Raw genomic sequence first — 24,936 nt, forward strand, 5'->3', positions numbered from 1 at the left:
CTTCGAACGCCATGCCGCCGGTGATCGAACCGTCGCCGATGATCGCCACCATCTTCTTGTCCTCGCCGCGCAACTGCGACGCGATCGCCATACCCAAGGCCGCACTGATCGAAGTCGACGAATGGCCGACGCCAAACGCGTCGTACTCGCTCTCGTCGCGCGACGGAAATGCCGACACCCCGCCCAGCGTGCGAATCGTCGTCATCCGATCCTTGCGCCCGGTCAGAATCTTGTGCGGATAGGCCTGATGGCCCACATCCCACACCAACTGGTCCACCGGCGTATCGAACACATAATGCAACGCCACGGTCAGTTCCACCGTACCCAGGCCCGCGGCGAAATGGCCGCCGGAAATGCTGACGGTATGCGTCAGATAAGAACGCACCTCATCGGCCAACTGCGGCAGTTGCTCTTTCTTCAGGGCGCGTATGTCGGTCGGGCCGGCGATGGTGTCGAGTAGCGGGAAGTTTCCGGAAGATGTCATGTTGTTATTATTTCCTTGGGGTCGCAGGGCAGCGAGAAAAGCAGGTGTCTAGTGGGTGCGCTCGATAATATATAGGGATAGTTCCCTTAGTAGGTCGGCTTCCGGACCGAAATCGGCCAAGCTGGCCACCGCTTGCTCGTGCAGCGCTTGCGCTTTTTCCTTCGCGCCGGCCAGACCCAATAAAGCTGGGTAGGTCGGTTTGTCGTTATCCACGTCCTTGCCCTGCGTTTTACCCAGAGTTGCCGTATCGGCTTCGATGTCGAGAATGTCGTCTTTCACTTGAAACGACAAGCCGATGCACTTGGCGTAATGGTCCAGTTTTTTGGCGGCGTCGACATCCAGGCCGGGCTTGGACAGCGCGGCCAGATTGACGCTGGCCCGGATCAAGGCGCCCGTTTTGTGGATATGCATGTTTTCCAGTTCGGGCAAGGTCAATTTGCGCCCTACCGAGCTCAAATCGATGGCCTGGCCGCCGACCATACCTTGCGAACCGCTGGCGCGGGCCAGCGCGGCAATCATTTTCAAGCGTGCCTCTGGTCCGGCTTTGATCGCAGCGTCGTTTGCCAGGACGTCGAACGCCAGGGCTTGTAAGGCATCGCCGGCCAGGATCGCCGTGGCTTCGTCGAAAGCCTTATGGCAGGTCGGCTTGCCGCGGCGCAGATCGTCGTTGTCCATAGCCGGCAAGTCGTCGTGGATCAGCGAGTAAACGTGGATGAACTCCACCGCGCAGGCCTGGGCGTCCAGCTCGTCTTCGCTCAAGCCCACGGCCACACCGGTGGCGTAGGTCAACAATGGCCGAGTGCGCTTACCTCCGTCCAAAACGCTATAGCGCATTGCCGCATGCAGCGTCTGCGGCAAAATGTTGTCGCCGGGCAACCTGGCGTCCAACGCACGCTCGACGCGGTTCTGGCAGGCGACTAAATATTCTTTCAACTTACTCATCGGTGAATGGCTCCAAAGTTTGCTGGCCGTTTTTTTCTAATAAAATCTGTACTTTTTGCTCGGCATCTTGCAGCGCTTGCTGGCAAGTCCGGGTCAAGCCGACGCCGCGTTCAAAGAATTTCAACGATTCTTCCAGCGTAATGTCGCCGCGCTCCATCAGTTCGACCAACTTTTCCAGTTCGGCCATAGCCTCTTCAAATTGGGCAGCGTTTTTGCGTCTCGTCATGGTATGCGCGGTTATGCTCAAAAAAATGACCGAGTATTATAGTATGAATTGCTGGCCGAATGAGTTCGGATTGAAATTGCCGGGTTCGGCCATCGGCAACCGAGATTGCGGGCCAACTTGCGAAGGCGTTTGCTATTTTCCAATGGGCGGTTGAATAGCTTGTCCGCTAGGTTGGGCGGCCTATCTCGCGCAAAATTGCAACCACGACACGGACTAGCGCCATTGGCTTCGCCGCCCCATCGCCCAAATTCGGGACGATGGAGAAAAGATATCCGCAATATGAACCGGGTCAATTGAGCTTTTGAATTTCGTACGATATTTCGTGTAAAAGCGATATGTCGTGGTCAATAGGCGTTATTGGTGCTGCTGTTTCTTAGGCGTTGTTTGTAAATAATTAGATGTATTCAATGGTTTAGCTGCTTCTTGTCTCGGTTCGCGAAACATGGCACCCCCTTTGCCAATACAAATTGAAGTTCATCGACTGTTACGGCGGATTTTTTAATCATCGCGTCGGTGGCTTTCTTCTAAGCCAAATTATCGAACCTTTTGAGGATATGTCATGAAAACAACTAGCCGTTGTATAAGCATTGTATTGGGTACCTTGATGGCCTCGTCAGCCAGCGCTGCTGCCACTCAGGATGTCGCCGGCGATTCCGGCGTGTCGGTCTATTACGAATTTAACGCCGGCGGTATTTCCACCTATTTCACCGATTGCAAAGGTATTGGGTCGCAGAACGAAGTTGAGCGTGTGAGGGGTAACCCGCGCGAAGAGAGCGTTACCAGTACGATAGTTGGGCGTCTGCTGGTAAAAAATCTTACCTGTAGCAGAGGCTTGACCAAGTCGATGGATTTTTGGAATTGGCGACAGCAGGTGGTTAGCGGACGTTCAGGCCGGGCGCGGGTCGATGCGACTCTGATTGCCTATGACCAGACGATGACTCCTATCGCGGAATGGAGCTTTAGCCGGGTGTGGCCGGCATCGATCGATTTCAACGAAACGACGCCCGGCAAAGAAACCATTGTATTCGCCGCTGACCAAGTGCAACGCCTGCGCTGATCTAAACCGTGACGCCGCCAAAATGGTTGGCTTGCATCCGAAAAAAGCAAATGAGCCCTGGGAAACGTCGTTCGTCCGGTTTTTCGCAGGGCCTTTCTTTCTACCCCCTCAAAGACCGGTAATTTGATCTGGAACTGGCGGGACTGGGCTCGGCACCGACTCGGCTATTGCTGAGTGCAGGCGTTCCCGGCGGTCATGGCAGCCGACATTTGCCCTTAGCAGCCGTTGCGCGGGTGGGTTGGCATATAATGGTCGGCCGACACTGGCTTAACATCTTCAAAAACACATCATGACCCAAGAATACAATGCCGCTGCGATCGAGGTGCTGAGCGGCCTGGACCCGGTGCGCAAGCGCCCCGGCATGTATACCGATACCACCCGGCCCAACCATTTGGTGCAAGAAGTGGTCGACAATAGCGTCGACGAAGCGCTGGCCGGATACGCAAAAAACATCGAAGTGACCTTGTTTAAAGACGGTTCGGTCAAGGTCGTCGACGACGGCCGCGGCATGCCGGTCGACATGCATCCGGAGCAAGGTATTCCCGGCGTCGAAGTGATCCTGACCCAACTCCACGCCGGCGGCAAATTTTCCAACAAGAACTACCAATTCTCCGGCGGTTTGCACGGTGTTGGTGTGTCTGTGGTCAATGCCTTGTCCGAAAAGCTGCTGGTCGAGATCAAGCGCGGCGGCGGGGTGTATCAAATGGAATTTGCCGGCGGCGACAAGGTGGGCGAATTGCAGCAAACCGGCAACGTCGGCAAAAACAACACCGGCACCAGCGTGCATTTTTGGCCGGACGCCAAATATTTCGATTCCAATCGGGTATCGGTCAGCAAGCTCAAGCACGTACTGCGCGCCAAGGCCGTTTTGTGTCCGGGCCTGAAAATCGTGCTGCTGTCCGAACTCAGCGACGAGCGGCTGGAATGGTGTTACCAGAACGGCTTACAAGAATATCTGCTGGATCGAGTCGGCGACGCCGAAATTTTTCCGCAGCCGCCGTTCATGGCCAATATGGCCGCCAGCAACGAGGCGGTGGAGTGGGGCATCGTCTGGACGCCGGACAGTTTGCCGGAGGCGGTGGCGGAAAGTTACGTCAATCTGGTGCCGACCGCGCAGGGCGGTACCCACGTCAACGGCCTGCGCGCCGGTTTGACCGAAGCGATCCGCGAGTTTCTGGATTTTCGCAATCTGCTGCCGCGCGGCGTCAAGATCGCGCCGGAAGACGTCTGGGAAAACTGCCATTTCGTGCTGTCGGTGAAACTGGAAGATCCGCAATTCTCCGGGCAGACCAAGGAACGTTTGAGTTCGCGCGAATGCGTGACTTTCGTTTCCGGCGTGGCCAAGGATACCTTCAGCCTGTGGCTGAACCAGCATCCGCAGGAAGGCGAAAAAATCGCCGAGATCATCCTCGCCAGCGCCCAAAAGCGCTTGCGTTCGGCCAAGAAAATCGTCCGTAAAAAGATTACCACAGGGCCGGCTTTGCCCGGCAAACTGGCCGATTGCTCAGGACAGGATCTCAGCCGTACCGAACTGTTCCTGGTCGAGGGCGATTCGGCCGGCGGTTCCGCCAAACAGGCCAGAGACCGCGAGTTCCAGGCCATCATGCCGCTCAGAGGCAAAATTTTGAACACCTGGGAGGTCGATTCCGGCGAGGTCATGGCCTCGCAAGAGGTGCACGACATCGCCGTGGCGCTGGGCATAGAGCCCGATAGCGACGATTTGCAAAACCTGCGTTACGGCAAGGTCTGCATCCTGGCCGATGCCGATTCCGACGGCAACCATATCGCCACCTTGATTTGCGCGTTGTTTTATAAACACTTCAAGGCCTTGGTCGAAGCCGGCCACGTGTTCGTGGCGATGCCGCCGCTGTACCGGATCGACGTCGGCAAAAAGGTGTTTTACGCCTTGGACGAATCGGAACGCTTGGGTGTGCTGGCGCGAATCGAAGCCGAAAAACTTAGCGGCAAGGTCAATATCCAACGCTTCAAGGGCTTGGGCGAAATGAATCCGTCGCAATTGCGCGAAACCACGATGAACCCGGACACGCGCCGACTGGTGCAGTTGACGGTGCCGGACCACGCCGAGGCGTTTCAGCAGATGGATTTATTGCTGGCGAAGAAACGCGCCGCCGACCGCAAAAGTTGGCTGGAGGACAAGGGGAATCTGGCCGAGATTTTGTAATGCAAGGCGGCTACCGAGTTGGTGCCCGCCCGGAGACCGGTCAAATGTCCATCAACAGCATCGGAATGCCGTAGGTCATCACGAAATAACTGAAGGCATAGATTACGCTGGTGCTGGTCGGGTATTTGAAAAAACCGCGGAAGATGTAACTGACGATGCTGATATACCAGACCACCAGAAATACCGCGATGCCGATGCCGATTTCCTCGCGGTAGGGGTGGTGTTTCAACACCAGCCAGTAATCCAGGCCTTCGGCGGCGATGGCCAGGGTCATGATGAAGTTTTCGCAGACGAAAATCGACGTATATAACTGGCTGAACAGGCTCCATTTTTTTTCGACCAGCAGCAACACCGCCACCGAGCTGAAAGCCATGATGGTACGGCCCAATACTTCCAGCGTACCGTCGGCCGGGTCGGCAATCAAGCTCTCGACGATGATGCCGGAGACCAAATAAAACGCCACGTTTTTCCACATAAAGGAATTGGGCGGGACTAAGTCGGCCGGATTATTCAGAAACCAGCAGGAGGACAGGTATTTGAGTAATAAAGTCATGGTGTGTGCTTGCACTCGGTTTCGAGCGCCGTAACGTGCTGAAAAAACCGGCCATTATAGTCGGTCGTAGCGCTAAATCGATTGAGCTGCGTCAATTGTTGCCGTTTTATCACTGCGCAAGTGGCGGTAAGCCTTGGCGCGATTGCTTGTATAATGCCGCTTCGTTAGTTTCCCAACGCCGGCGCAATGCGGCCGGTCTCGTCTCAATCTCCCGGAATCCCATGATCGAATTAGGTAAAGTCAATGCGTTAACCGTGCTTAGCCGGCGCGACAACCAATATTTTTTGGACGGCGGCGAATGGGGAGAAATTGCGTTGGCCGATAAGCAGCCGGTAACGGATTTGCCGGCCGGGAGCAAAGTCGAGGCCTTTGTCTATATCGACGGCAAAGGCCAAACCGTGGCGACCTTGCAAATGCCGCTGGCACAAGCCGGCGAAGTGGCCTGGTTAAAGTGCGTCTCGCTGAGCCATGCCGGAGCGTTTTTGGATTGGGGTTTGCCCAAGGATTTATTGCTGCCATTCAGCGAACAAAAAGGTAAGGTCATCGAAGGCCGCTCCTATTTGGTCCGCTTGTTTCTGGACGAAGATAATCGTATCGCCGCGTCGATGGTGCTGGACGATTTCATTCAGGACCAGGCGTTTTACTACAAGGAAGGCCAGGCCGTGCAGTTGGTGATTGCCGAGCATACCGAACTGGGTTTCAAAGCGGTGGTAGACCACCAATACTGGGGCGTGCTGTATAAAAACGAAGTGTTCCAGCCGCTGAAAAAAGGTCAGAAATTGACCGGCTATATCAAGAAGATTCGCCCCGACCACAAGCTGGATTTGATCCTCAGCCAGGAAAAATACGGGCAGAAAGTGGACGCCACCTCGGCGAAGATACTGGATATTCTGGCCCGGCGCGGCGGCTATGTGGCGTTGACCGACAAAAGCGACCCTGAGTTGATCTACGATACCTTTGCCGTCAGTAAGAAGGTGTTCAAACAAGCCATCGGCGGTTTGTACAAACAGCGGCGGATATTGATCGAGGCGGACGGTATTCGTTTGCTGGATCAAGCGACGGCCAAATAAGTCGAGCGATAAAGGCGCCGGCAAGCGGCGCCTGACCGAAGGCCGGAAAATCCGAATCAGGGCCGATATTGGGAAAACACATAGTCGGTTTTTTGTTCCGAAGCATGGCAGGCGAAACAGCTTGTGCCGCCATCCTTGACCAAACGTTCGGTCTTGCTGTTGCCGGCAAAGCCCTCGAAGCCCCAGCCGCCGGTCGCGGCATATTTTTTCGAATCTTTCTGCATCACACCCAGTAGTTTGCGCTCGCCTTCCTGAATGGTTTTATCCTTTTCCTGGTATTGCAACAGGTCGAATACCAGCACGGAGCCGTCTTGATATTTGCCGGATTTCAATCCGCTTTCGGCTTTTTTATTGGCATAGACGTGGTGCAGGCCTTGAAACGGATTTTCCAGGGCGTGGCCGGGCTGAATCAGCATGCTTTTGGCATGCAGCCAGGTGCGATAGCCTTCCGGGTAAGCCACGCTGTGTTCGGCGGCTTGGGCCGAGGCAAAAAGGGTCAGTAACAATCCGGCGGTGGACATTGAAAAGCGCGTATTCATGGCTAAATCTCCCCTGTAAAAAGACAAACTGATTTCGAATCGAAATCAGTTTGTCTTTTTAGGCGGATTTTGCCGGCTTGTCAAATTAATATTGATACGCTATTAGTTCTGGGCGGGACGTAAAGCGCTTAAATCTTGCAGTCCAGACCCATTTGGAAGTATTTGTGGACGAACTTCTTTTTGGTTTTCCAGTAGCCAAATGACGTCCGGCTTATGATCCATGGCCTTGAGGATGGCTTTGCCATGGCTTGGCGGTAGCTGTCGAACCAAATGCGACGGTCGAGTTTGTCGTCGTTGATCATGCTCGAATTCGGCTATCCCGGGCGGGATGATGCCCCTTCGTTGGCTTTTTGTTGGGAGATGTCGCCGGCGACGGCGCCCAAGGATATCAGCCTGCTTACGCATCTTACTCGGTAAGGCCCGCAGGCTGCGCATAGGTTTGCGACAAACCGCGGCTACGGGTTGGCTGGCGATGCGCCGGATACCTAAAATTCCCAGGTGATCTTGCCGTAAACGCCGCGCTGAACTTCTGTCGGTAGCGTGAACGATTCCTGGATGTATTCCAGATGGCGGTTATCCAGCAGGTTTTGCCCGACTAATGCCAGTTCGACCGCACGGTTCAACTTCCATCCCAGTCTTAGATCCAGCGCGGTATAGGAGCGGACGTAGGCCGGTCCGGTCAGGGTGAAGGCGCTGGCGTTGTCGACGTAACGCAGCCAGGCGTCCAGCGTCACATCCGATGTTGGATTCACGGACGCCCGCAACGAGAGTTTATGTTGCGGCGAAATTGCTTCCTGATAATAGGCGTTGCTACTCAGTTCGCTTTTCAGCGCACTGTAGCTGACGTCCCAGCGCCACCAGTCCAGCATTTTCATGACTGCCGAAGTTTCGATGCCGTAAGTGCGGCCGGCGCTGCCGTTATCGATGTAAAAAGGCTGTCGCAGGTAGGCTGGCAGCTGCGAAGTATCTATTGCTTCAGGGTGATCGGAGCGTAGGGTGCTGTAGTTATTGTAAAAGCCGGCGATATCCAGCGAAAATGCCGGATTGGGGGTGAAGCGGTAACCGATTTCGTAAGCCAGCAATTGTTCGGCCTTGAAGTTTCCGGAACCCATCACCGTAAGCGCTAACGGAAAGGGGGTAAGGTTCGGGCCTGTGAACGGCGGCAGCGTTTGGCCGACCAAAGCCATATCGACGTCAACCCGCGACGGAATTCTAACGCCGCGCGATACCGCGCCCCACACGCGGTGGTTGGGGTGCGGCCCCCACATCAAACGTGCCGTGGGTTGAACTTCGAAACCGGTGAAATCGTTACGCTCCAGTTTGGATCCCAGAGTCAGCCATAGCGTATCGTCTATCAGCGTCAGTTGGTCCTGCACAAATCCGCTGTAATAGCTATTGCCGCGGTTGGAGGGGGCGAAGGATGCGATATCCGGGCGGACTTCCGTAACGTCGGAAAACGAGTAGCGGTAACCCAGGCCCCAAATGATGTCGTTCCAATCGTTGAGCGCGAAGCGGTGTTGAAAATCCAGGTCGCCGGTGTGGCGTTCCTCTTCGATAATGGCTTCGCGCCGGTTGTAGCTATCGAAATACAGTTGCAGCGTACTGCTCGAGGTATCGGAGAAAGTGTGCTGCCAGCGGCTGACCACATTGCCGCCGCTGGCCATGGCCCGGTCGCCGACGATTTGTTGGTAGGGTGCGGTCAATATCGGCAGTGTCAGTTGCTGGTTCAGGTCGGCCGAATACATGTCGCCTTGCGCCGTCAGCGAATCGGCATCGGACAGATCCGAATCGATGCGGAAGCCGCCCTGCATCTTGCTCCAGGAGTCGCCGGCGCTTTGCCCGGCAGCGCGGGCCAACGCGTCGCGTTCGAAACCTTTTAGATAAGCCCGGGCGCTGGTCGAGGCGTCGATTTGCTTGCCGTAGCGAAAGGCGCCGAAGCCGAGTTCTTCGCTGCCGCCGCCGGCACTGACCAATCCGCCCTGGGTGTCGGAAGTATGCTTGGTGATGATATTGATCACACCGTTGACGGCGTTAGCGCCCCACAAGGCCGCGCCGGAGCCGCGGATTACTTCGATGCGCTCGACGTCTTCCAGCATCACATCCTGCAATTCCCAATACACGCCGGCGAAGGCCGGTGTGTACAGGCTTCTGCCGTCGATCAGTACCAGCAATTTATTGGCGAAACGGCCGTTGAAACCGCGCGAACTGACCGCCCACTTGTTGGAGTCGATCCGGCCGACGTCGATGCCGGGGGCCAGCCGCAACGCGTCGGGGATACTGGTGGCGCCGGAGCGCTTGATATCTTCATTAGTGATCACGAATACCGCGGCGGCCGAATCCTGCAAGGATTGCACTTTTTTCGCCACCGACGTAATTTTCACCGCCATCAGTTCTTCCAGGTTCAGATCGGTTAGGTCGGCCGCAGACAGGCTATTTGGCAAGGCCAGAACCACCGTTGCGAACCGAAATAAAGGATTATTTTTTTTCATGGCGGCGAGGCGGGGATAAACCTTGCGAGGCGGCAATTGTGAAAGAATTATGATAACTGTAGCGAAAGATGGTATATGCGCAAGATTCTAGTTTTTTCTGAGAACTACTTGAATTTTATTGAAGATTTAAGACAGACGGCGGCAGGGTAGCACGCCGGCAGACGGCAGGACAATGTATCGGCTTGGCAGTTGACCTTGCCGGGAAAATGTGGCCGGGCCGGCGAACGGAACCGGCCGGAAACCGTCGCCGCCGATTTCCGGTAACGGCGCTAACGGCACGCCGATCCGGATATTCGACCGGCATCCGGGCTTTATCGGCTGGCGTTATCCGGCTCGGCGGCCGTTTGCCAACCGCCGCCCAGCGCCTTGTAGACCGCGGCCAGCGCCGTCGCGGCGGCGGTTTCGCTTTGTGCTAACTGGCTTTGGTCCTGTAACAGGCGTTGTTCGGCATCCAGTACCGTCAGAAAATCGCTGATGCCTTCCTGGTAGCGCAATTGCGCGAGCTCGCGGGCCTTGGCGCTGGCGGCCGCGGCTTTGCTTAAATCCGCTCGCCGGCTCAATTCCTGGCGATAGGCCACCAGGCTGTTTTCGGTTTCTTCCAACGCATTGAGCACGGTTTGTTCGTATTGGGCCAAGTTGGCCTCGGCACGGGCGTCGGCGGCCTTGATTCGGGCATAGACCCGGCCCAGATCGAACGCCGCCCAGGTGATGCGCGGACCGATCGAATAGGCATCGCCGCCCGGAGCGACCAAGTTGGTCAAGGTGTTGCCTTCCAGAGAAATACTGCCGACGAAGGTCACGCGCGGAAACAGGTCGGCGGTGGCAACGCCGATTTGTGCTGTCGCTGCGGCCAGTTGGCGCTCTGCCATCCGGATGTCCGGCCGCCGCCGCAGCAGTTGCGCCGGATCGCCGATCCGGATCGTTTCCGGAGCTTTGGGTAATGCTTGTTCGGCGCTTAACATAGTAACCAAGGCATCCGGCATCTGCCCGCTCAACACGCTTAAGCGGTGGATGGCCTGGGAGATGGCATTTTCCAGCGGCGGGATGCCGGCGCGGGTGCTGGCCAGCTGTGCTTCGGCGCGCGTGGTATCCAGTTCGGTGCCGCGGCCGTTGCCGACTTTGACCTGAGTGATCTGCAGGGTTTGTGCCTGATTCTCGGCGTTACGTTTCGCCACGGATAACTGATTTTGCAGGCCGCGCAGCAAAAAATAGTTCCGGGCAACTTCGCCGGTCAGGCTGACCTCGACGTCGCGCAAGCTGGCTTCCTCGGCGGCGACCTGATCGTCGGCGGCTTCGACGCCGCGCCGGACCCGGCCGAAGAAATCCAATTCCCACGAGGCGTCAAAGCCCATGCTGTACAGTTTCAACTCGCGCGGCACGAAAGCCCGGTTGTTCAACGAGCCGGCGCTGCGTTTTTGTTCGTTATAGCTGGCGCGCGAGGTGACGGTCGGCAACAAACTCAAGCCCGATTCCAGATACAAGGCCCTGGCTTCGGCCAGATTGGCTTTGGCGGCTTGCAAATCGCGGTTGTGTTGCAGGCTTTGCTCGACCAGATGTTCCAGCAAGCCGTCATTGAACAATTTCCACCAGGCCACCTCGCTGCTGTCCGCCGCAAACAGCGGGGCAGGGGCGTTGACGAATTGGCCGGGCAAATCAGCGGTGGCCGGCGTCCGGTAATCCGGGCCGACCGCGCAGCCGGCCAGCAGGCCGGTGGCGAGCATGGCTTGGGCTATTAAACCGGTCCTTATTAAATCCGGTATTCCGTTCGTACCCTCTGGGGCATAAAGGCTGAGCCCGTCGAAGTCTGATGCGGTGCGCCCTTCGACACGCTCAGTGCGAACGGTATCTAAGGGCCGGGCCAATAAAGCGCGAAGTTTCAAACTAAGATTCATGGCATTGACTCCGCGCTGGCTTGTTGAACGCTGGCATTGCGGCGCAGTTTGCCGGCCAGCCCTTGTACCGCGACGAAAAACACCGGCGTCAGCAGCAAACCGAAAATCGTCACGCCGATCATGCCGCTGAATACCGCCGTGCCCAGCAAGTGCCGGGATTCGGCGCCGGCGCCCTTGGCGATCACCAACGGAAACACGCCCATCACAAAAGCGAACGAGGTCATCAAAATCGGTCGCAACCGAATCCGCGCCGCCTCGACTGCTGCATCGAAGCGGCTCAAGCCCGATTCCTGGCGATGTTTGGCGAACTCGACGATCAGAATCGCGTTCTTGCTGGCCAGGCCTACCAAGACGATAAAGCCGATCTGGGTGAAGATGTTGTTGTCCATGCCGCCGATCCAGACCCCGGTCATCGACGACAAAATACACATCGGCACGATCAGAATTACCGCGAACGGCAGGGCCCAGCTTTCGTATTGCGCTGCCAGGGCCAGGAACACGAAGATCACGCTGAGCGGAAACACTAACAACGCCACGTTGCCGGCCAACACCTGTTGCAGGCTGAGCTCGGTCCATTCGAAGTCGAAGCCGGGCGGCAGGTTGTCGCGCAATACCCGGCCCATTTTCTCGATGGCATCGCCGGAGCTGACGCCGGGCAGGGTGCTACCGTTGATTTCGGCGGCGGTGTACATGTTGTAGCGGGTAATTTTGTCCGGACCGCTGATTTCCTTGACGTCGGCGACCGCGCCCAACGGCACCATGCCGCCGCTCAGGTTTTTGGTTTTGAGCTGGGTGATGTCGCCGGGCAGCATCCGAAAATCGGCATCGGCCTGGGCCGTGACCTGATAGGTGCGGCCGAAGATGTTGAAATCGTTGACGTACAACGAGCCCAGATAAATCTGCAAGGTGTCGAACACGTCTTTCAATGGCAGGTTCATCGATTTGACCTGAGTGCGGTCGACGTCGACGAACAACTGCGGCACGCCGGCGCGGAAGGTGGTGAACAAGCCGACCAAACCCGGTTGCTGGTTGCCTTTTTCGATCATTTCGCCGGTGACTTTTTGCAACTCGTCGATGCCGGCGTTATTGCGATCCTGCACTTGCAATTTGAAACCGCCGACCGAACTCATGCCGCGGATCGGTGGCGGCGTGAATACGGCGATGCGGGCGTTGGGGATGGCGGCCAATCGCTGGTTCAAAGTCTTCACCACTTGCGAGGCATGCAGATCGGGGCGCTGAGCGCGGCTGTCGAACGAATCCAGCCGGGCAAACATGGTCGCGACATTCGATTGGTTGGCACCGCTCAGAATCGACCAGCCGGCGTAGGCGTTGATATGGCTGACGCCTTCGGTGTCCAGCACGATTTTACTGGCTTGTTGCACCACGTCCTTGGTGCGGGCCAGCGATGCGGCGTCGGGCAATTGCGCGTACAGGATCAAATAGCCCTGGTCCTGGTCCGGAATGAAGCCGGTCGGCACTTTTTCGAAGGCCAGAAAATTCAGGCCGTTCAAACCTACGTACAGAACCAGAACCACGGCGACCATCCGGATCAGTCGCGCGACCAGTCTGGAATAGCCGAGGCTGAAACGTTCGAAGAAACGGTTGAAGCGGACGAAAAACCAGCCGAATAACTTGTCGAACAGTTTGGTGAAGGCGTCCTTGTTTTCGTGGGCGCGGTCCAGCAATAACGCGCAAAGCGCCGGGCTCAGGGTCAGCGAGTTGAAGGCCGAAATTACCGTCGAGACGGCAATGGTCAAGGCAAACTGTTTGTAAAACGCGCCGGAGACGCCGGTGATGAAGGCGGTTGGTACGAACACGGCGACCAACACCAGTGCCGTCGCGACGACCGGCCCCACCACTTCGCTCATCGCCAGACGGGTGGCTTCGCGGGCGTGCATGCCTTCGGCAATATGGCGTTCGACGTTTTCTACGACGACGATGGCGTCGTCAACCACGATACCGATCGCCAGTACCAGGCCGAATAACGACAAAGTATTCAGCGACAAACCCAAGCCGGCCATCACGGCAAAGGCGCCGATCAGCGACACCGGGACCGCCAGTAACGGAATCACCGCCGCCCGCCAGTTTTGCAGAAACACGATGACCACGAGCACCACCAAACCCAGCGCTTCGAACAGGGTCTTGACCACGGCGTCGATCGATTGCTGGACGAACACCACGGTGTCGTAGACCAGCACGTAATCCAGACCTTCCGGGAAGCGGGTTTTCAGTTTCTCCATCGCTTCGACCACGGCCTTTTTGGTGTCGATGGCGTTGGAGCCGGGCAATTGGAAGATCGCCAGACCGACGGTTTCCTGGCCGTCCAGGAACAGGCCGGAGTTATAGTCCTTGGCGCCGAGTTCAATGCGGGCTACGTCCTTGAGTTTGGTGACCTGGCCGTCGGCGCCGGGTTTAATCACGATTTCGCCGAACTGCTCCGGATCGCTCAAGCGGCCCAGCGTGCTGACCGTATATTGGTATTCGGCGGCGGTCGGCGACGGTTGCTGACCGACCACGCCGGCCGCGACTTGCACGTTTTGTTCGCGCACGGCATTTACCACCTCGGCGGCGGTCAGATTGCGGGCGGCGATTTTTTCCGGGTTCAGCCACAGGCGCATACTGTAGTCGCGGGCCCCGAACAACAGAATATCGCCGACGCCGGGCAGCCGGGCCAGCGTATCGCGGATTTGCAACAAAGCGTAGTTGCTCATGTAAACGCTGTCGTAGCGTTTATCCGGCGATACCAGATTCACAACTAGGCTTAAGTCGGGGCTGCGTTTTTTTACGCTCAAGCCTTGGCGGCGTACTTCTTCCGGCAGTTTGGGTTCGGCCAGTGCCACCCGGTTTTGCACCAGCACTTGGGCCTTGTCGAGGTTGGTGCCGGGTTTGAAGGTGATGGTCAAGGCCATGACGCCGCTATTGGTCGATTGCGACGACATGTACAGCATGTCCTCGACGCCGTTGACTTCCTGTTCGACCGGCGTTGCCACCGTTTCGGCGACGACTTTGGCGTTGGCGCCGGGGTAGTTGGCGGTGACAACGACGGTGGGCGGAGCGATTTCCGGATATTGGGCAATCGGCAGGCCGATCAGCGCCAGGCCGCCGACTAGCACGATCACGATCGACAAAACCGAAGCAAAGATCGGCCGGTCGATAAAAAAGTGGCTGAATTTATCCATGGTTTATTGGCCTCCCTGGCCGTCGAGCGCGGTTTTTTCCGGCAGCACCGTGGCGCCGGGCCGCAATTTTTGCAGGCCTTCGACCACGACCCAGTCATCGGCTTTCAAGCCGTCGCGTACCACCCTTAATTGGCCGATGCGGGCGCCGGGCTTGACCGGCCGGTATTCGGCCTGGTTATTGGCGTTCACCACCCAAACGAAGCGCTGGGCCTGGTCGGCGCCTATGGCGCGATCCGGCACCAACAGGGCCGGATAAGCCGCCGAACCTTTCAGGCGCAAGCGGGCGAAGAAACCGGGGCTGAGCAGTTCGTCGGGATTGGCAAACACGCCGCGCAGGGTCAAGGTGCCGGTAGCGGCGTCGGCGCGCGGGGCGATGTAGTCCAGTTTGCCCTGGTGGGGAAAGCCGTCTTCGTCGGCCACCGCCGCTTCGACCGCCGCGCCGTGCAGATCGGCGGTGGCGTTGCCTGCCTGCTTGGCTTGGCGCCGGTATTTCAACACCGATTGTTCGTCGGCATCGACGTAGACGTAAACCGGATCGGTCGAGACGATTTGGGCCAATAAGGTGTCGTCGGCTTTGACCAGATTGCCGACAGTCAAAAGCTCGCGCCCGACCCGGCCGCTGATCGGGGCGCGGATCTCGGTGTATTCCAGATTGAGTTTGGCGGCGTAAGCGCTGGCTTCGGCCGATACCACGGCGGCGGCGGCTTCGCGCAGGCCTTTGCTGCGGGCGTCGTATTCTTCGGCGGAAATCGCTTTGGCATCGAACAGGTTTTCGGCGCGGGCCAGATCGTTTTTCGCCAGTTCGCGTTTGGTTTTGGCCCGTTCCAGTTCGGCGTTGGCGAAATTTAATTGCGCCTGCAACGGTTTGGGGTCGATCAGAAACAGCAGATCGCCTTTTTTGACTTTATCGCCGGCATGGAAATTAACCTTTTCCAGGTAGCCGCCGACCCGGGCGCGGATATCGACGGCATTGATGGCTTCGATGCGTCCGGTGTATTCGTCCCAGTCGCTGGTATCCCGGCTCAGGGGTTGGGCGATTTTGACGTTGGCCGGTGGCATCGCGGGCGCAGCGGCGCCGGGGGCGGCGGTATCGCTGCAACCGAGCATCGCCAGTTGCAGTGCCGCGCCGAGCAAGCTCAGGCGCAGGCCGTTGGCAATGGCGCAGGCCGAAACGAGTTGCGCGCATGCACGGCGCTGGCGAGTGGCCGCCGTCGAGTCCATTATGTTTGCCATGTCCTTACCCTTGAAATGTGGCTTATGAAAAATGGTAATACCTATTACCGTTTAGTCTAGGGTATCATCGTTCGGCAAGTCAATTTATTTCGCGAGTAAGACAGCATGGTTAAATGTGGCCGCCCGTGTAAGGGTGACGAGCAACAAAGTCGGGACAGATTGCTCGACGCGGCCTTGCGGCTTTTTTTGGAGCACGGATACGGCAATTTGAGTATGGAAACCATCGCCCGCGACGCGCGGGTCTCGTTGCGGACCGTCTACAGCCAGTTCGGCGGCAAAGCCGGCTTGTTCGGCGCATTGATCCGGCGCTGCAGCGACCAATTCATCGACAGTTTATGTACTGAGTTGCCGCCGGAGGAAGCCCTGGTTAGTTTTGCCGGCCAGTTTTTGTTCCGCATCACCCGCCCCGACGTACTGCGGATGCGGGCGATCCTGATCGGCGAATCGCCGCGATTTCCGGAACTGGCGACGCAATTTTACGAACAGGGCCCGCGGCGGACGCTGGCGACGCTGGCGCAGTATTTCCGCCGGCATCAGCAAGCCGGATTGATTGCCGATACCGATGCCGATTTTCTCGCCGACCAGTTCGTCAGCGCCGTGCGTGGCGAGCGTTTGCAGCGCTTGCAGTTGGGGCTGGAACCGACTCCCGATCAGGCTGAAATCGAGCGCTGGGTCGAACCGGCGGTGCGTTTGTTTTTGGCCGGTTGTCTGGCAAAGTGAGCTCTATCGGTTCTGGGTCAATCGCCGTCGTCCGCCGCACCGGCGGCATTTAGCCGAGCCAGCAACTGTCGGACACTAATCTCGGCGCCGCGAAAATCGAAGCTCTCCACCCGCTCGCGGATCGCTCCCAGTTCCTCGGCGGGTAACTGCCGCGCCAATGCGCGCAGCCACGGTTCGGCCTGTTGCGGATCGTCTCGATCCAACGACTGTAATAAATTGCGCAACAGACGGGCGCTGTCGGTTCGGTCGACGGTGGTAAGGCAGGGTGTGCCGGGCGCTACCTCGCTATCCGACACCAACCTGGCGATTGCCGCGCCGCTGCGCTGCAAAGCCGTCCGCAAACGTTGCAGCCAATCTTCGGTCTCGCGGTGTTCAAACAGCGCCAATTCCAAATTTTCCGCGGCCTCCGAAATCGCGGTCAGAGCCAGATTGGCGGCGGAACCTTTCAACTTATGGGTCATGGCGCGCGCTAGTTCGACGTCGCCGGCGGTAAGGGCTTTTGCTATCGCATCGCCATCGCCGGCGTGGGTCGCGACGAATTTTTCCAAATATTTTTTGTAAATGCCGAGGTCCTTCCAGGCCTGCAAGCCTTTTGGCAGATCGATCACCGCCGCCGAAGGCGCAGGCGGGATTTCGGCTTCGGCCTTGGCGGTAGCCGCGGGGGAGAGTTGCGGCTCCGCCGCGTACTGGCGCAGGTAGGCGATCAATTTATCGACGTCGAACGGTTTGGCGATGAAGCCGTTCATGCCCGCCGCCAGCGAGGCGTCCTGTTGGGATTTGAATGCGCCGGCGGTCAACGCGATGACCGGCAGATCGGCAAGGCCGAGTTCTTTGCGGATACGGCGCGTAGCTTCGTGGCCGTCCATTTCCGGCATCTGCACGTCCATCAATACCACATCGGCCCGGCCCGGATTGGCTTTCAACCAAGCCAAAGCCGCCGCGCCGTCGTCGGCCAGAAACACTTCGGCAGCTTCCGCTTCCAGAATCCGCTTCGCCATGTCGCGGTTGATTTCGCTATCGTCGACCACCAGTATCCGCATTTGTTCGAGCTGGCCCTTGCCGGCCGCGGCGCTGGGCCGCGGGCCAAGCGAACCCTGCAGATGGCGTCTGGCTTCGCTGATTGCGTTGTACAAGGCCGATGCGGTGACCGGTTTGTTCAGAATCGCATCCGCCAGTTCCGCGCCCGGTTCGTGGCTCAAGATTTCGCGGTCGTGGGCGGTGGCCATCACGATCAACGGCGCCTCGGGCACGCCGCCGAGTATCTGCTTGATTTCTTTTCCGGCCTGCAAGCCGTCCAGTCCCGGCATGCGCCAGTCCAGCAGCAGGATGTCCGGTAGCTTGCCGTGGCCGGCGGCGCGGCTGCGGATGCGTTGTATCGCTTCTTCGCCGGACGCGACCACTTCCGGGTTCCAGCCCAGGCTGCGCACCGTCGCCGCCAACATTTCCCGCGCCAGCGGATGGTCGTCGGCAATCAGCACGTTTTGAAAGGCCAGCGCCGGATGCACGTAATCCTGCGGTTCGACCGGTGTTACCGGAATCTCGAACCAAAACTCGCTGCCTTTGCCCGGTTCGCTGGCGACGCCGATTTCGCCGCCCATCATCTGCACCAGGCAGCGGCAGATCGACAAGCCCAGTCCGGTGCCGCCGAAGCGGCGTGTGGTCGAGCTGTCTTCCTGGGAGAAGGCAGTGAAAATTTCCGCCTGTTTGTCCGCGGCAATGCCCTTGCCGGTATCGGTGACGCTGAAACGGAGGCCGGGCTTGCCGCCGACGCTGCAGCGGGCGACGGTCAGCGCGACGCTACCGTGCGCAGTGAATTTCAGCGCATTGCCGGTCAGGTTGACCAGAACCTGCTCCAGACGTAGCGCATCGCCGAGCAGGAACTCGACGCCCTCCGGCGCCGGGCCCATGATGAATTCGACGTTTTTGTTGGCTTCGACCGAGGACATCAAGGTGGCGACGTTATCCAGCACGTCGTTGAGGCGGAACGGGGCGCGTTCGATTTCCAGGCGGCCGGATTCGATTTTGGAAAAATCGAGAATGTCGTTGATGATCCCCATCAGCGACCGGCCGGCGACGCGGATTTTTTTCACCAGCGACAGTTCCTCGGCGCCGAGCGGAGCCTTTTCCAACAAATAAGCGATGCCGAGTATGGCGTTCATCGGCGTGCGGATTTCGTGGCTCATATTGGCCAGGAAATTGCCTTTGACGTGGGCCAGACGCTCCGCCTCCCGTCGCGCAGCCTGTAATTCGGCGGTGCGTTCGGCGACGCGTTGCTCCAGCGTTTCGTTCATCCGCAGGATTTCGTCCTGGGTGCGTTTGCGCTCCGAGATATCGACGATGGTGGCCAGGACGAAAAACTGTTTGTCGTCCCAAAACGGGCTCAGGCCGATCTCCAGTGCAAAGCGGCTGCCGTTCTTGCGAGTGCCGTACAAATCGCGGCCGGCTCCCATCGCCCGGCTGGACGGCTCGCGCATGTACTGGGCGCGTTTCAACGCGTGTCCGGCGCGGTCGGCGTCGGCCAGCAGCACTTCGACCGGCTGGCCGCGCAGTTCGGCCAGGCGGTAGCCGAACATGGCCTCGAAAGCGGGGTTGCCCATCGCAATCCGGCCCTCGCCATCGACCACCAGCAGGCCGTTGGTATTGGCTTCGAACAGCATTCGGAAACCGGCCTGCGCTTCGTGCAGCCGAAGCGTCGCCTCGGCTTCGCTACGCGCCAGCGCGGCGTCCTTTTCGGCCAACGCCTGGGCCGATTTGGCCCGGACCAGTCGGCCGACGCCAAAGCCGAATAGCAACAGTAGCACCAGCGCGCCGGCGATCTTGGCTGGCCATACCTCTTGCTCCAATTCGGCCAACGCGCTTTCCGGCACATGGGTGACGACTATCCAGCGGATGTTATGGGCTAGCGGCGCCTCGCCGTCGGGGACCGGCGATACCGAAGTCCAAGTCCACAAGCCGTCGCCGAGCCGGACTTGGCCGCGGCTCTGTCGGGAAACGGCGGCCCAGGCCTCGGGATTCTTGACCGCCAGTGTCAGGTCGCGCTGGAACATGAAGCCCCATTCCTCGGCCGGATCCGGGCTCTTCAACCAATAACCGTCGGCGTTGAGCAGCATTAGGCGTTCGGCGGCCGGGCCGGAGCTGGCGACAAAGGTCTGCAACATCGAGCGCGCGGCGATGTTGATCATCAAAACCCCGGCCGGACTGCCGTCGGCGCGAAACACGTGGGTGGCAACCCGTAGCGTCGGCTTGTATGGGAACTCGATCCGGTCGCGATCCATGTTCAAGTCCAGCGGCGAAATATAGACCGCACCGCGGCTGAGGCGAAGCGTTTCCTGGAAGAAATAGCGCTGCCGCTTGTTTTGCAATTCCTGCTGCGGAACCAGGTAGGGCCGGCCGTCGACATTGTTGACCCGAACTTTCTCGCGACCGGACTCGTCCAGCCAGCGGACTTTGTCGTAACTGGGATTGCGCGCCATCAGCGACATGAAGGCTTCCACCATGGGTTGGACTTCGCTGCCCTCTGCAGCCTCATAGACCTGGCGCACCGGCCGTTCGCTGGCCAGGCTCAGCAAATGCCGTATCGGCACGGCCAATTCCTGGTCCAGCCGGCCCTGGCTCAGGTCGACATAGGTGCGTTCCTCGGCCATCAACATCGCCAGCTCGCTGTGCAGGCGCGCCTCGCCGAGGGTCCAGGCACCGACCAGGATCAGTGCGGTGATCGGCAGAAACAACAGTAGAAAATCTTTCAAGCTGCCGCGTTGCCTGTTGCTTTTGGGGAAAGCGAACGCTTTGTTCGCGGCCAGCGACGCATGCTCCATAATCTGCTCACTCAATTGTCGGTTCGGTGTGCGGCGGCCATGGCGCCGAAGCCGCCGCCGCAGTAGGGATGTGCCTGCGTCCGTCCGCGCTGTGTTCCGGATTGGCTCCGGCTGTCGCTTGGGGCGTGATACTTTATACACTAGAGTCGGTGCCGAAGAAAACACCAGGAAATTTGTCTGAATTAAGTCTTTGGGCTTAGATCAGCCTGTCGGATTTAGGCCGACAACGTCATGCCCGCCCGGAAACGGGCATCCAGCGCCAGGGATGCAAGTTTGGAGCTAGCCTGGCGTCCGGATTTCGGCACGCGTAAGAACGCGCAACCGAGCCCCTGTCGATATGGCGAGCACTTTTCAGAATCCGACAACGTAAAGTCAGTTGCGGCCTTTGCCGCCTGCGGCGTTCAATTCCGTCCGCAATTTGTTATGGTCGAGTTCGCCTTCGGAATGGGAGATGACGATGGCCGCCACCGCATTGCCGACCAAGTTGGTCAGGGCGCGGGCTTCGGACATGAAACGGTCGATACCCAGGATCAGCGACAGAGCGGCCACCGGCACGGCCGGCACCACGCTCAGCGTCGCTGCCAGCGTGATAAAGCCGGCGCCGCTGACGCCGGACGCGCCCTTGCTGGTCAGCATCGCCACCAGCAACAAGCTCAGTTGTTGGCCGAGCGGCAGCTCGATATTCAGGGCTTGGGCCATGAACAGCGCCGCCATGGTCAGATAGATGTTGGTGCCGTCCAGATTGAACGAGTAGCCCGACGGTACCACCAGGCCGACCACCGCGCGCGAGCAACCCAGCCTTTCCAGTTTCTGCATCAGCGGCAGCAACGCCGATTCGGACGATGAAGTACCGAGCACAATCAGCAGTTCCGCGCGGAGATAGCCCAGCAATTTAACCAGGTTGAATCCGGCCAGAGCGGCGATACCGCCCAATACCAGGCTGATGAACAAGATGCAGCTCAGATAGAAGCAGCCCATCAGCGCCGCCAGCGGTTTCAGCGCGGCGATGCCGTATTTGCCGACCGTGAACGCCATGGCCGCGCCGGCACCGAGCGGCGCCAGTTTCATCACCAGATTCAGCATCGCGAAAAACAACTGCGCGCTTTCCTCGACGAAGCGGTGCACCGAGCGGCCGGCGTCGCCCATCCGCTGCAATGCGAAGCCGAATAGCACCGACACCAGCAACACCTGTAGCAAATCGCCGGAGCCGGTGAAGGCGTCGGTGAAGGTTTTCGGGATGATGTGCAATACAAAATCGGCAACGCTTTGGGTCTCGGCCTGCTGGACGAAGCCGGCCACAGCGCGCGGGTCCAGCGTTGCCGGATCGGCATTGAAACCGGCACCGGGTTTCAACAGATTGGCGACCAGCAGCCCGACGCCGAGGGCAAAGGTCGAGACGATTTCGAAATACAACAAGGCCTTGGCCCCGACCCGACCGGTTTTCTTCATGTCTTCGGCGCCGGCGATGCCGAGGACGATGGTGCAAAAAATCACCGGCGCGATCAGCATTTTCACCAGCGCGATAAAGGCGTCGCCGACCGGCTTGAATTGCACGGCGTGTCCGGCATCCAGCGCGCCGAACAGAGCGCCGCAAACGATGGCGGCCAATACGGCGAGATACAGGCGCGGCGAAGGCAGGGCAGGGTGCGGTAATTGAGTCATCGGCAGAATGAATGGCGGCGTTTGCGGGCGATCCGGTTATTATGCTACGGATTGCGGACGAGGCGTCTGCGCGGAATTGGCCGCCACCGGCCGGGGGAGACTGGACATATGAGCGGATTCGGCCGGACGCGGCTTATCGGTATTTGGTTATTGGGGTTGGCCGGCTGCGCCGATATGGTCGTCATCGACGGGACGCTGGTGTTTCAGGGGGGCGATTCTGCCTGCATCGGCAGTGTCGCGGTGCCGGCGGCGGGGCTGGAGCCGATCGACGATGTGAAATTGATCGAGCTCGCCCGCGGCGCGCCCGGAGAAGGCAAACTTTGCACCGGCAAGGCCTACCAGGTTCAGCAAGCGTTGCCGGTGTACCGGGTATGGGACAGTAGCCGGCCTGCCAGCGAGTTCGGTAGCTGGTGGTCGTTTTCGCCGCCGGCCGCCAATCTCGACGCCTACCGCGAAGCCGAAGCGATTTGTCCGGAATGGAGTGCGCCGGACCGGCTCAGCGTCTGCCGGCTCAAGCCCGGTGCCCGGATTGCGGTCGGTCCGGGGCAAAGCGCGCAGTGTGCCGACGGTTCGAGTTATCCGCCATCCGCCGCGAACCAGGTCTTCATTCCGAACGATAACGCAAAAGGCAAGCTTTACGTCGAAGGCTGCGCGCCGGCCGTGCCCTGGCCGCAGTGACCACCTGTCACAGCGGTCCCAACGCCTTGCGCAGCAGCGGTTTCACCGCCAGAATCGCCAAGCCGGTGCCGATGCCCAGGCCGGCCAGCAACAGAAAAAACTCCGGTCTGGGCATGGTTTGGTAAAAGCTGCCGATATAACCCGACAGCAGATTGCCGAAGAAGGACGACAGGAACCAAACCCCCATCAACAAACCGATCAGGCCGGGCGGCGAGATTTTGCTGACCAGCGACAAACCGACCGGCGACAGGTACAGCTCGCCCAGCGTATAGATCAGGGTACACAGAGCCAGCCATAGAAAACTGGTTTTGCCGGCCTGGGTGCCGCCGCCGACCGCAAAAATCAACACGAAGAACGAAGCGCCCAACAAAACGGCGCCCAAGGCCATTTTGCCGATGCTGGAGGCTTGGCGGCCGCGCGCGCTTTGCCGGCGGGCGTGGGCGTCGATCAGCGGTGCCAGGATGAAAATAAACGCCGGATTCATTGATTGAAACCAGGTGGAGGGCATTTGCCAGCCGAACACCTGCCAATCGGTCTCGTGTTCGGCGAACAGTTGCAGCGTGTTGCCTTGCTGTTCGTAAACCGCCCAGAACATCACGTTCAGTAGCGCAATCGCGGAGAGCGCGGCGATGGCCTGGTAATCCCTGGCCGACAGCGTTTCGGCATGTTTCAGCGGCGGCGCGGGCTGCGCGGTCGCCGGCAGATATCGTCGGCCCCAGCCGTAAACCAGCAAGCCCAGCAGCATGCCGACGCCGGCGGCGGCGAAGCCGTAATGCCAGCCGTAGCGCTGGCCGAGGGTGCCGCACACCAGCGGCGAGAAAAATGCGCCCAGGTTGACGCCCATATAAAAAATGGTGAAGGCGCCGTCGCGGCGCGGATCGCCGGGCGGATACAAGTCGCCGACCTGGCCGGAAATATTGGGTTTGAAGCAACCGTTGCCGACGATCAAAAACAACAGCGCCAGCAGGAACCAGGCCTCGCCGGCCATCAAAAAATGGCCGACCGCCATCAGGCTGCCGCCCAGCAGTACGGCGCGGCGCCGGCCTAGCACCCGGTCGGCCAGCATGCCGCCGAACAGCGGTGTCAAATAGACCAAGCCGGTATACAGCCCGTAAATCTGCGAGGCTAGCGCCTGCTGGCCGAGCGGGCCGAAAGCCGATTCCAGAAGCCGCTGCAGCAGCGGCAGTCCATATACCGCCTGGCCGTTTTGCGCCGGCTGCAGTAGATGTTCGGTCATGTACAGCACCAACAGGGCGCGCATCCCGTAATAGGAAAAGCGTTCCCACATCTCGGTGAAAAACAGTACGAACAGGCCGGCCGGATGGCCGAGAAAGCGTTTTTGCGTCATGGTCGATAAAGTGAATCCGGTCCGGCCATCATCGCACAAACCGCGCAGCCAAAGCCGGCAGGGGTGTTTCGAGCGCTATCGGTCCGGGCAAAATTCAAACGTAACAGTTAGGCGCGTTTTGGCGCCATACAGATCCGTTTTCAGTTGCATCTGTACCGAAAAATTATACGACTGACTGAATCTGTTCCGCCTCTATGCGCGTCAGTTAAGTATCTCCCGTCGATCGAACACAGGATTGACAGTCATTGTTGTTCCCGGCGCCGCTCTCCGGCGCCGGGTTTTTTTTGCGATCATCAGGAGATTTATATGCCAGCCGTTACCGCGCCCGCCCACCAGAAAGGCGACTTTTTTGTCGATTTCGAAGAAAAGGTATTTGAAGACGTCAAAGCCGAGCCGGGCCAGAAAGCCCTGGTCAAATTCCACACCGTCGCCTTCGAAGGCTCGATCGGCTTCGTCAATTTGTTGCAAGCCACGCGCCTGCAACGCAAAGGTTTCGAAACCTCCATTCTGCTGTACGGCCCCGGCGTGACGCTGGGTCTGCAACGCGGCTTTCCGCGCCTGGGCGACGAGTCATTTCCGGGTCACCAAAACTACGCCAACCAAATTGCCAAATTCATCGAGGAGGGCGGCAAGGTCTACGCCTGCCGCTTCGCGTTGCAAGCTTTGTACGGTCACGGCGAACCCAGCCTGCTGCCGGGCATTCTCCCGATCAGCCCATTGGACGTGTTAGATATCGTGTTGCTGCACCAGCGCGATAACGCCTTCATCCTGGATACCTGGACTTTGTAAGCCCAAATCAGCCGCAGGGTACGCACCGCGTACCTTATTTGCGCCTTTCAAGGCTAACGCTGCGGAAGGTACTCGATG

Annotated in this window: 19 protein-coding genes; 6 read left to right on the forward strand and 13 right to left on the reverse strand. The window is 58.9% G+C overall.

The features are described 5' to 3' along the window. The 3 genes from NP603_RS03260 to NP603_RS03270 form a co-directional block, all read right to left on the reverse strand. Positions 1-484, reverse strand: a 484-nt coding sequence (locus NP603_RS03260; RefSeq protein WP_305891311.1) for a 1-deoxy-D-xylulose-5-phosphate synthase N-terminal domain-containing protein, incomplete at its 3' end; no start/stop codon positions are given. A gap of 48 nt (positions 485-532) precedes the next feature. After that, positions 533-1,426: a (2E,6E)-farnesyl diphosphate synthase gene (gene ispA, locus NP603_RS03265; RefSeq protein ID WP_256609498.1), complete on the reverse strand. Its 894-nt coding sequence runs from the start codon at positions 1,424-1,426 to the stop codon at positions 533-535. Next, on the reverse strand, positions 1,419-1,652 hold the full coding sequence (locus NP603_RS03270; RefSeq protein ID WP_256609499.1) for an exodeoxyribonuclease VII small subunit: 234 nt from the start codon (positions 1,650-1,652) through the stop codon (positions 1,419-1,421). Before NP603_RS03270 ends, ispA begins: the two co-directional genes overlap by 8 nt. Positions 1,653-2,211: 559 nt before the next feature. On the opposite strand from NP603_RS03270, the gene NP603_RS03275 reads away from it, so the two are divergent. Together NP603_RS03275 and parE are read left to right on the forward strand one after the other, a co-directional pair. Further along, entirely contained in the window at positions 2,212-2,709 is a 498-nt protein-coding gene (locus tag NP603_RS03275; protein ID WP_256609500.1) for a phage tail protein, read from the forward strand. 289 nt (positions 2,710-2,998) lie between these two features. Beyond that, the gene (gene parE / locus NP603_RS03280; RefSeq protein ID WP_256609501.1) at positions 2,999-4,891 is read left to right on the forward strand and encodes a DNA topoisomerase IV subunit B; all 1,893 of its coding nucleotides are present in this window, start codon (positions 2,999-3,001) and stop codon (positions 4,889-4,891) included. Positions 4,892-4,931: 40 nt separating this feature from the next. On the opposite strand, the gene NP603_RS03285 is transcribed toward parE, so the two are convergent. Then, a complete protein-coding gene (locus NP603_RS03285; RefSeq protein ID WP_256609502.1) occupies positions 4,932-5,444 on the reverse strand; it encodes a hypothetical protein in 513 nt (170 codons plus the stop codon). A gap of 221 nt (positions 5,445-5,665) precedes the next feature. Between NP603_RS03285 and NP603_RS03290 the strand changes: the two genes are divergently transcribed. Further along, positions 5,666-6,514 (forward strand): CvfB family protein, encoded by an 849-nt coding sequence (locus tag NP603_RS03290; protein WP_256609503.1) that lies wholly within the window; start codon positions 5,666-5,668, stop codon positions 6,512-6,514. A 56-nt stretch (positions 6,515-6,570) separates the two neighbouring features. Here the strand turns inward: NP603_RS03290 and NP603_RS03295 are convergent, their stop codons facing one another. The 6 genes from NP603_RS03295 to NP603_RS03320 all read right to left on the reverse strand — a co-directional run bounded on the left by NP603_RS03295 (position 6,571) and on the right by NP603_RS03320 (position 15,846). Continuing rightward, positions 6,571-7,053, reverse strand: coding sequence for a cytochrome P460 family protein (locus NP603_RS03295; protein WP_256609504.1), 483 nt, complete (start codon positions 7,051-7,053; stop codon positions 6,571-6,573). A 128-nt stretch (positions 7,054-7,181) separates the two neighbouring features. Next, positions 7,182-7,355 (reverse strand): hypothetical protein, encoded by a 174-nt coding sequence (locus tag NP603_RS03300; protein ID WP_256609505.1) that lies wholly within the window; start codon positions 7,353-7,355, stop codon positions 7,182-7,184. Between the two features lie 183 nt (positions 7,356-7,538). Beyond that, complete coding sequence (locus tag NP603_RS03305; RefSeq protein WP_256609506.1) at positions 7,539-9,542, reverse strand: TOL_0244 family TonB-dependent receptor; 2,004 nt, start codon at positions 9,540-9,542, stop codon at positions 7,539-7,541. Positions 9,543-9,853: 311 nt separating this feature from the next. Beyond that, positions 9,854-11,263, reverse strand: coding sequence for an efflux transporter outer membrane subunit (locus NP603_RS03310; protein WP_256609507.1), 1,410 nt, complete (start codon positions 11,261-11,263; stop codon positions 9,854-9,856). Between the two features lie 167 nt (positions 11,264-11,430). Beyond that, positions 11,431-14,613 carry an efflux RND transporter permease subunit gene (locus NP603_RS03315; RefSeq protein ID WP_256609508.1) on the reverse strand — a complete coding sequence of 1,061 codons (3,183 nt, stop codon included), beginning with the start codon at positions 14,611-14,613 and terminating at the stop codon, positions 11,431-11,433. A gap of 3 nt (positions 14,614-14,616) precedes the next feature. Beyond that, entirely contained in the window at positions 14,617-15,846 is a 1,230-nt protein-coding gene (locus NP603_RS03320; protein ID WP_504137647.1) for an efflux RND transporter periplasmic adaptor subunit, read from the reverse strand. Positions 15,847-15,951: 105 nt separating this feature from the next. Here NP603_RS03320 and NP603_RS03325 point away from each other — a divergent pair, with 105 nt between their 5' ends. After that, positions 15,952-16,566 (forward strand): TetR/AcrR family transcriptional regulator, encoded by a 615-nt coding sequence (locus tag NP603_RS03325; RefSeq protein WP_256609509.1) that lies wholly within the window; start codon positions 15,952-15,954, stop codon positions 16,564-16,566. Positions 16,567-16,583: 17 nt separating this feature from the next. Here the strand turns inward: NP603_RS03325 and NP603_RS03330 are convergent, their stop codons facing one another. Together NP603_RS03330 and dctA are read right to left on the reverse strand one after the other, a co-directional pair. Continuing rightward, the gene (locus NP603_RS03330; RefSeq protein ID WP_256609510.1) at positions 16,584-20,396 is read right to left on the reverse strand and encodes a response regulator; all 3,813 of its coding nucleotides are present in this window, start codon (positions 20,394-20,396) and stop codon (positions 16,584-16,586) included. Between the two features lie 357 nt (positions 20,397-20,753). After that, complete coding sequence (gene dctA, locus NP603_RS03335; RefSeq protein WP_256609511.1) at positions 20,754-22,043, reverse strand: C4-dicarboxylate transporter DctA; 1,290 nt, start codon at positions 22,041-22,043, stop codon at positions 20,754-20,756. 108 nt (positions 22,044-22,151) lie between these two features. Between dctA and NP603_RS03340 the strand changes: the two genes are divergently transcribed. After that, positions 22,152-22,721 carry a hypothetical protein gene (locus NP603_RS03340; RefSeq protein WP_256609512.1) on the forward strand — a complete coding sequence of 190 codons (570 nt, stop codon included), beginning with the start codon at positions 22,152-22,154 and terminating at the stop codon, positions 22,719-22,721. 7 nt (positions 22,722-22,728) lie between these two features. On the opposite strand, the gene NP603_RS03345 is transcribed toward NP603_RS03340, so the two are convergent. Continuing rightward, a complete protein-coding gene (locus NP603_RS03345; protein WP_256609513.1) occupies positions 22,729-24,069 on the reverse strand; it encodes a peptide MFS transporter in 1,341 nt (446 codons plus the stop codon). Between the two features lie 306 nt (positions 24,070-24,375). On the opposite strand from NP603_RS03345, the gene NP603_RS03350 reads away from it, so the two are divergent. Beyond that, complete coding sequence (locus NP603_RS03350) at positions 24,376-24,858, forward strand: MSMEG_0572/Sll0783 family nitrogen starvation response protein (protein ID WP_256609514.1); 483 nt, start codon at positions 24,376-24,378, stop codon at positions 24,856-24,858. Positions 24,859-24,936 lie beyond the last annotated feature (78 nt).

It is taken from the genome of Methylomonas aurea (genome assembly GCF_024505045.1).
GTDB lineage: Bacteria > Pseudomonadota > Gammaproteobacteria > Methylococcales > Methylomonadaceae > Methylomonas > Methylomonas aurea.

What these genes read in the sequence shown, in the direction of transcription:
- ispA (WP_256609498.1), bottom strand. Translation starts at nt 1,426, where the DNA reads ATGAGTAAGTTGAAAGAATATTTAGTCGCCTGCCAGAACCGCGTCGAG.
- NP603_RS03270 (WP_256609499.1), bottom strand. Translation starts at nt 1,652, where the DNA reads ATGACGAGACGCAAAAACGCTGCCCAATTTGAAGAGGCTATGGCCGAA.
- NP603_RS03275 (WP_256609500.1), top strand. Translation starts at nt 2,212, where the DNA reads ATGAAAACAACTAGCCGTTGTATAAGCATTGTATTGGGTACCTTGATG.
- parE (WP_256609501.1), top strand. Translation starts at nt 2,999, where the DNA reads ATGACCCAAGAATACAATGCCGCTGCGATCGAGGTGCTGAGCGGCCTG.
- NP603_RS03285 (WP_256609502.1), bottom strand. Translation starts at nt 5,444, where the DNA reads ATGACTTTATTACTCAAATACCTGTCCTCCTGCTGGTTTCTGAATAAT.
- NP603_RS03290 (WP_256609503.1), top strand. Translation starts at nt 5,666, where the DNA reads ATGATCGAATTAGGTAAAGTCAATGCGTTAACCGTGCTTAGCCGGCGC.
- NP603_RS03295 (WP_256609504.1), bottom strand. Translation starts at nt 7,053, where the DNA reads ATGAATACGCGCTTTTCAATGTCCACCGCCGGATTGTTACTGACCCTT.
- NP603_RS03300 (WP_256609505.1), bottom strand. Translation starts at nt 7,355, where the DNA reads ATGATCAACGACGACAAACTCGACCGTCGCATTTGGTTCGACAGCTAC.
- NP603_RS03305 (WP_256609506.1), bottom strand. Translation starts at nt 9,542, where the DNA reads ATGAAAAAAAATAATCCTTTATTTCGGTTCGCAACGGTGGTTCTGGCC.
- NP603_RS03310 (WP_256609507.1), bottom strand. Translation starts at nt 11,263, where the DNA reads ATGCTCGCCACCGGCCTGCTGGCCGGCTGCGCGGTCGGCCCGGATTAC.
- NP603_RS03315 (WP_256609508.1), bottom strand. Translation starts at nt 14,613, where the DNA reads ATGGATAAATTCAGCCACTTTTTTATCGACCGGCCGATCTTTGCTTCG.
- NP603_RS03320 (WP_504137647.1), bottom strand. Translation starts at nt 15,846, where the DNA reads ATGGCAAACATAATGGACTCGACGGCGGCCACTCGCCAGCGCCGTGCA.
- NP603_RS03325 (WP_256609509.1), top strand. Translation starts at nt 15,952, where the DNA reads ATGGTTAAATGTGGCCGCCCGTGTAAGGGTGACGAGCAACAAAGTCGG.
- dctA (WP_256609511.1), bottom strand. Translation starts at nt 22,043, where the DNA reads ATGACTCAATTACCGCACCCTGCCCTGCCTTCGCCGCGCCTGTATCTC.
- NP603_RS03340 (WP_256609512.1), top strand. Translation starts at nt 22,152, where the DNA reads ATGAGCGGATTCGGCCGGACGCGGCTTATCGGTATTTGGTTATTGGGG.
- NP603_RS03345 (WP_256609513.1), bottom strand. Translation starts at nt 24,069, where the DNA reads ATGACGCAAAAACGCTTTCTCGGCCATCCGGCCGGCCTGTTCGTACTG.
- NP603_RS03350 (WP_256609514.1), top strand. Translation starts at nt 24,376, where the DNA reads ATGCCAGCCGTTACCGCGCCCGCCCACCAGAAAGGCGACTTTTTTGTC.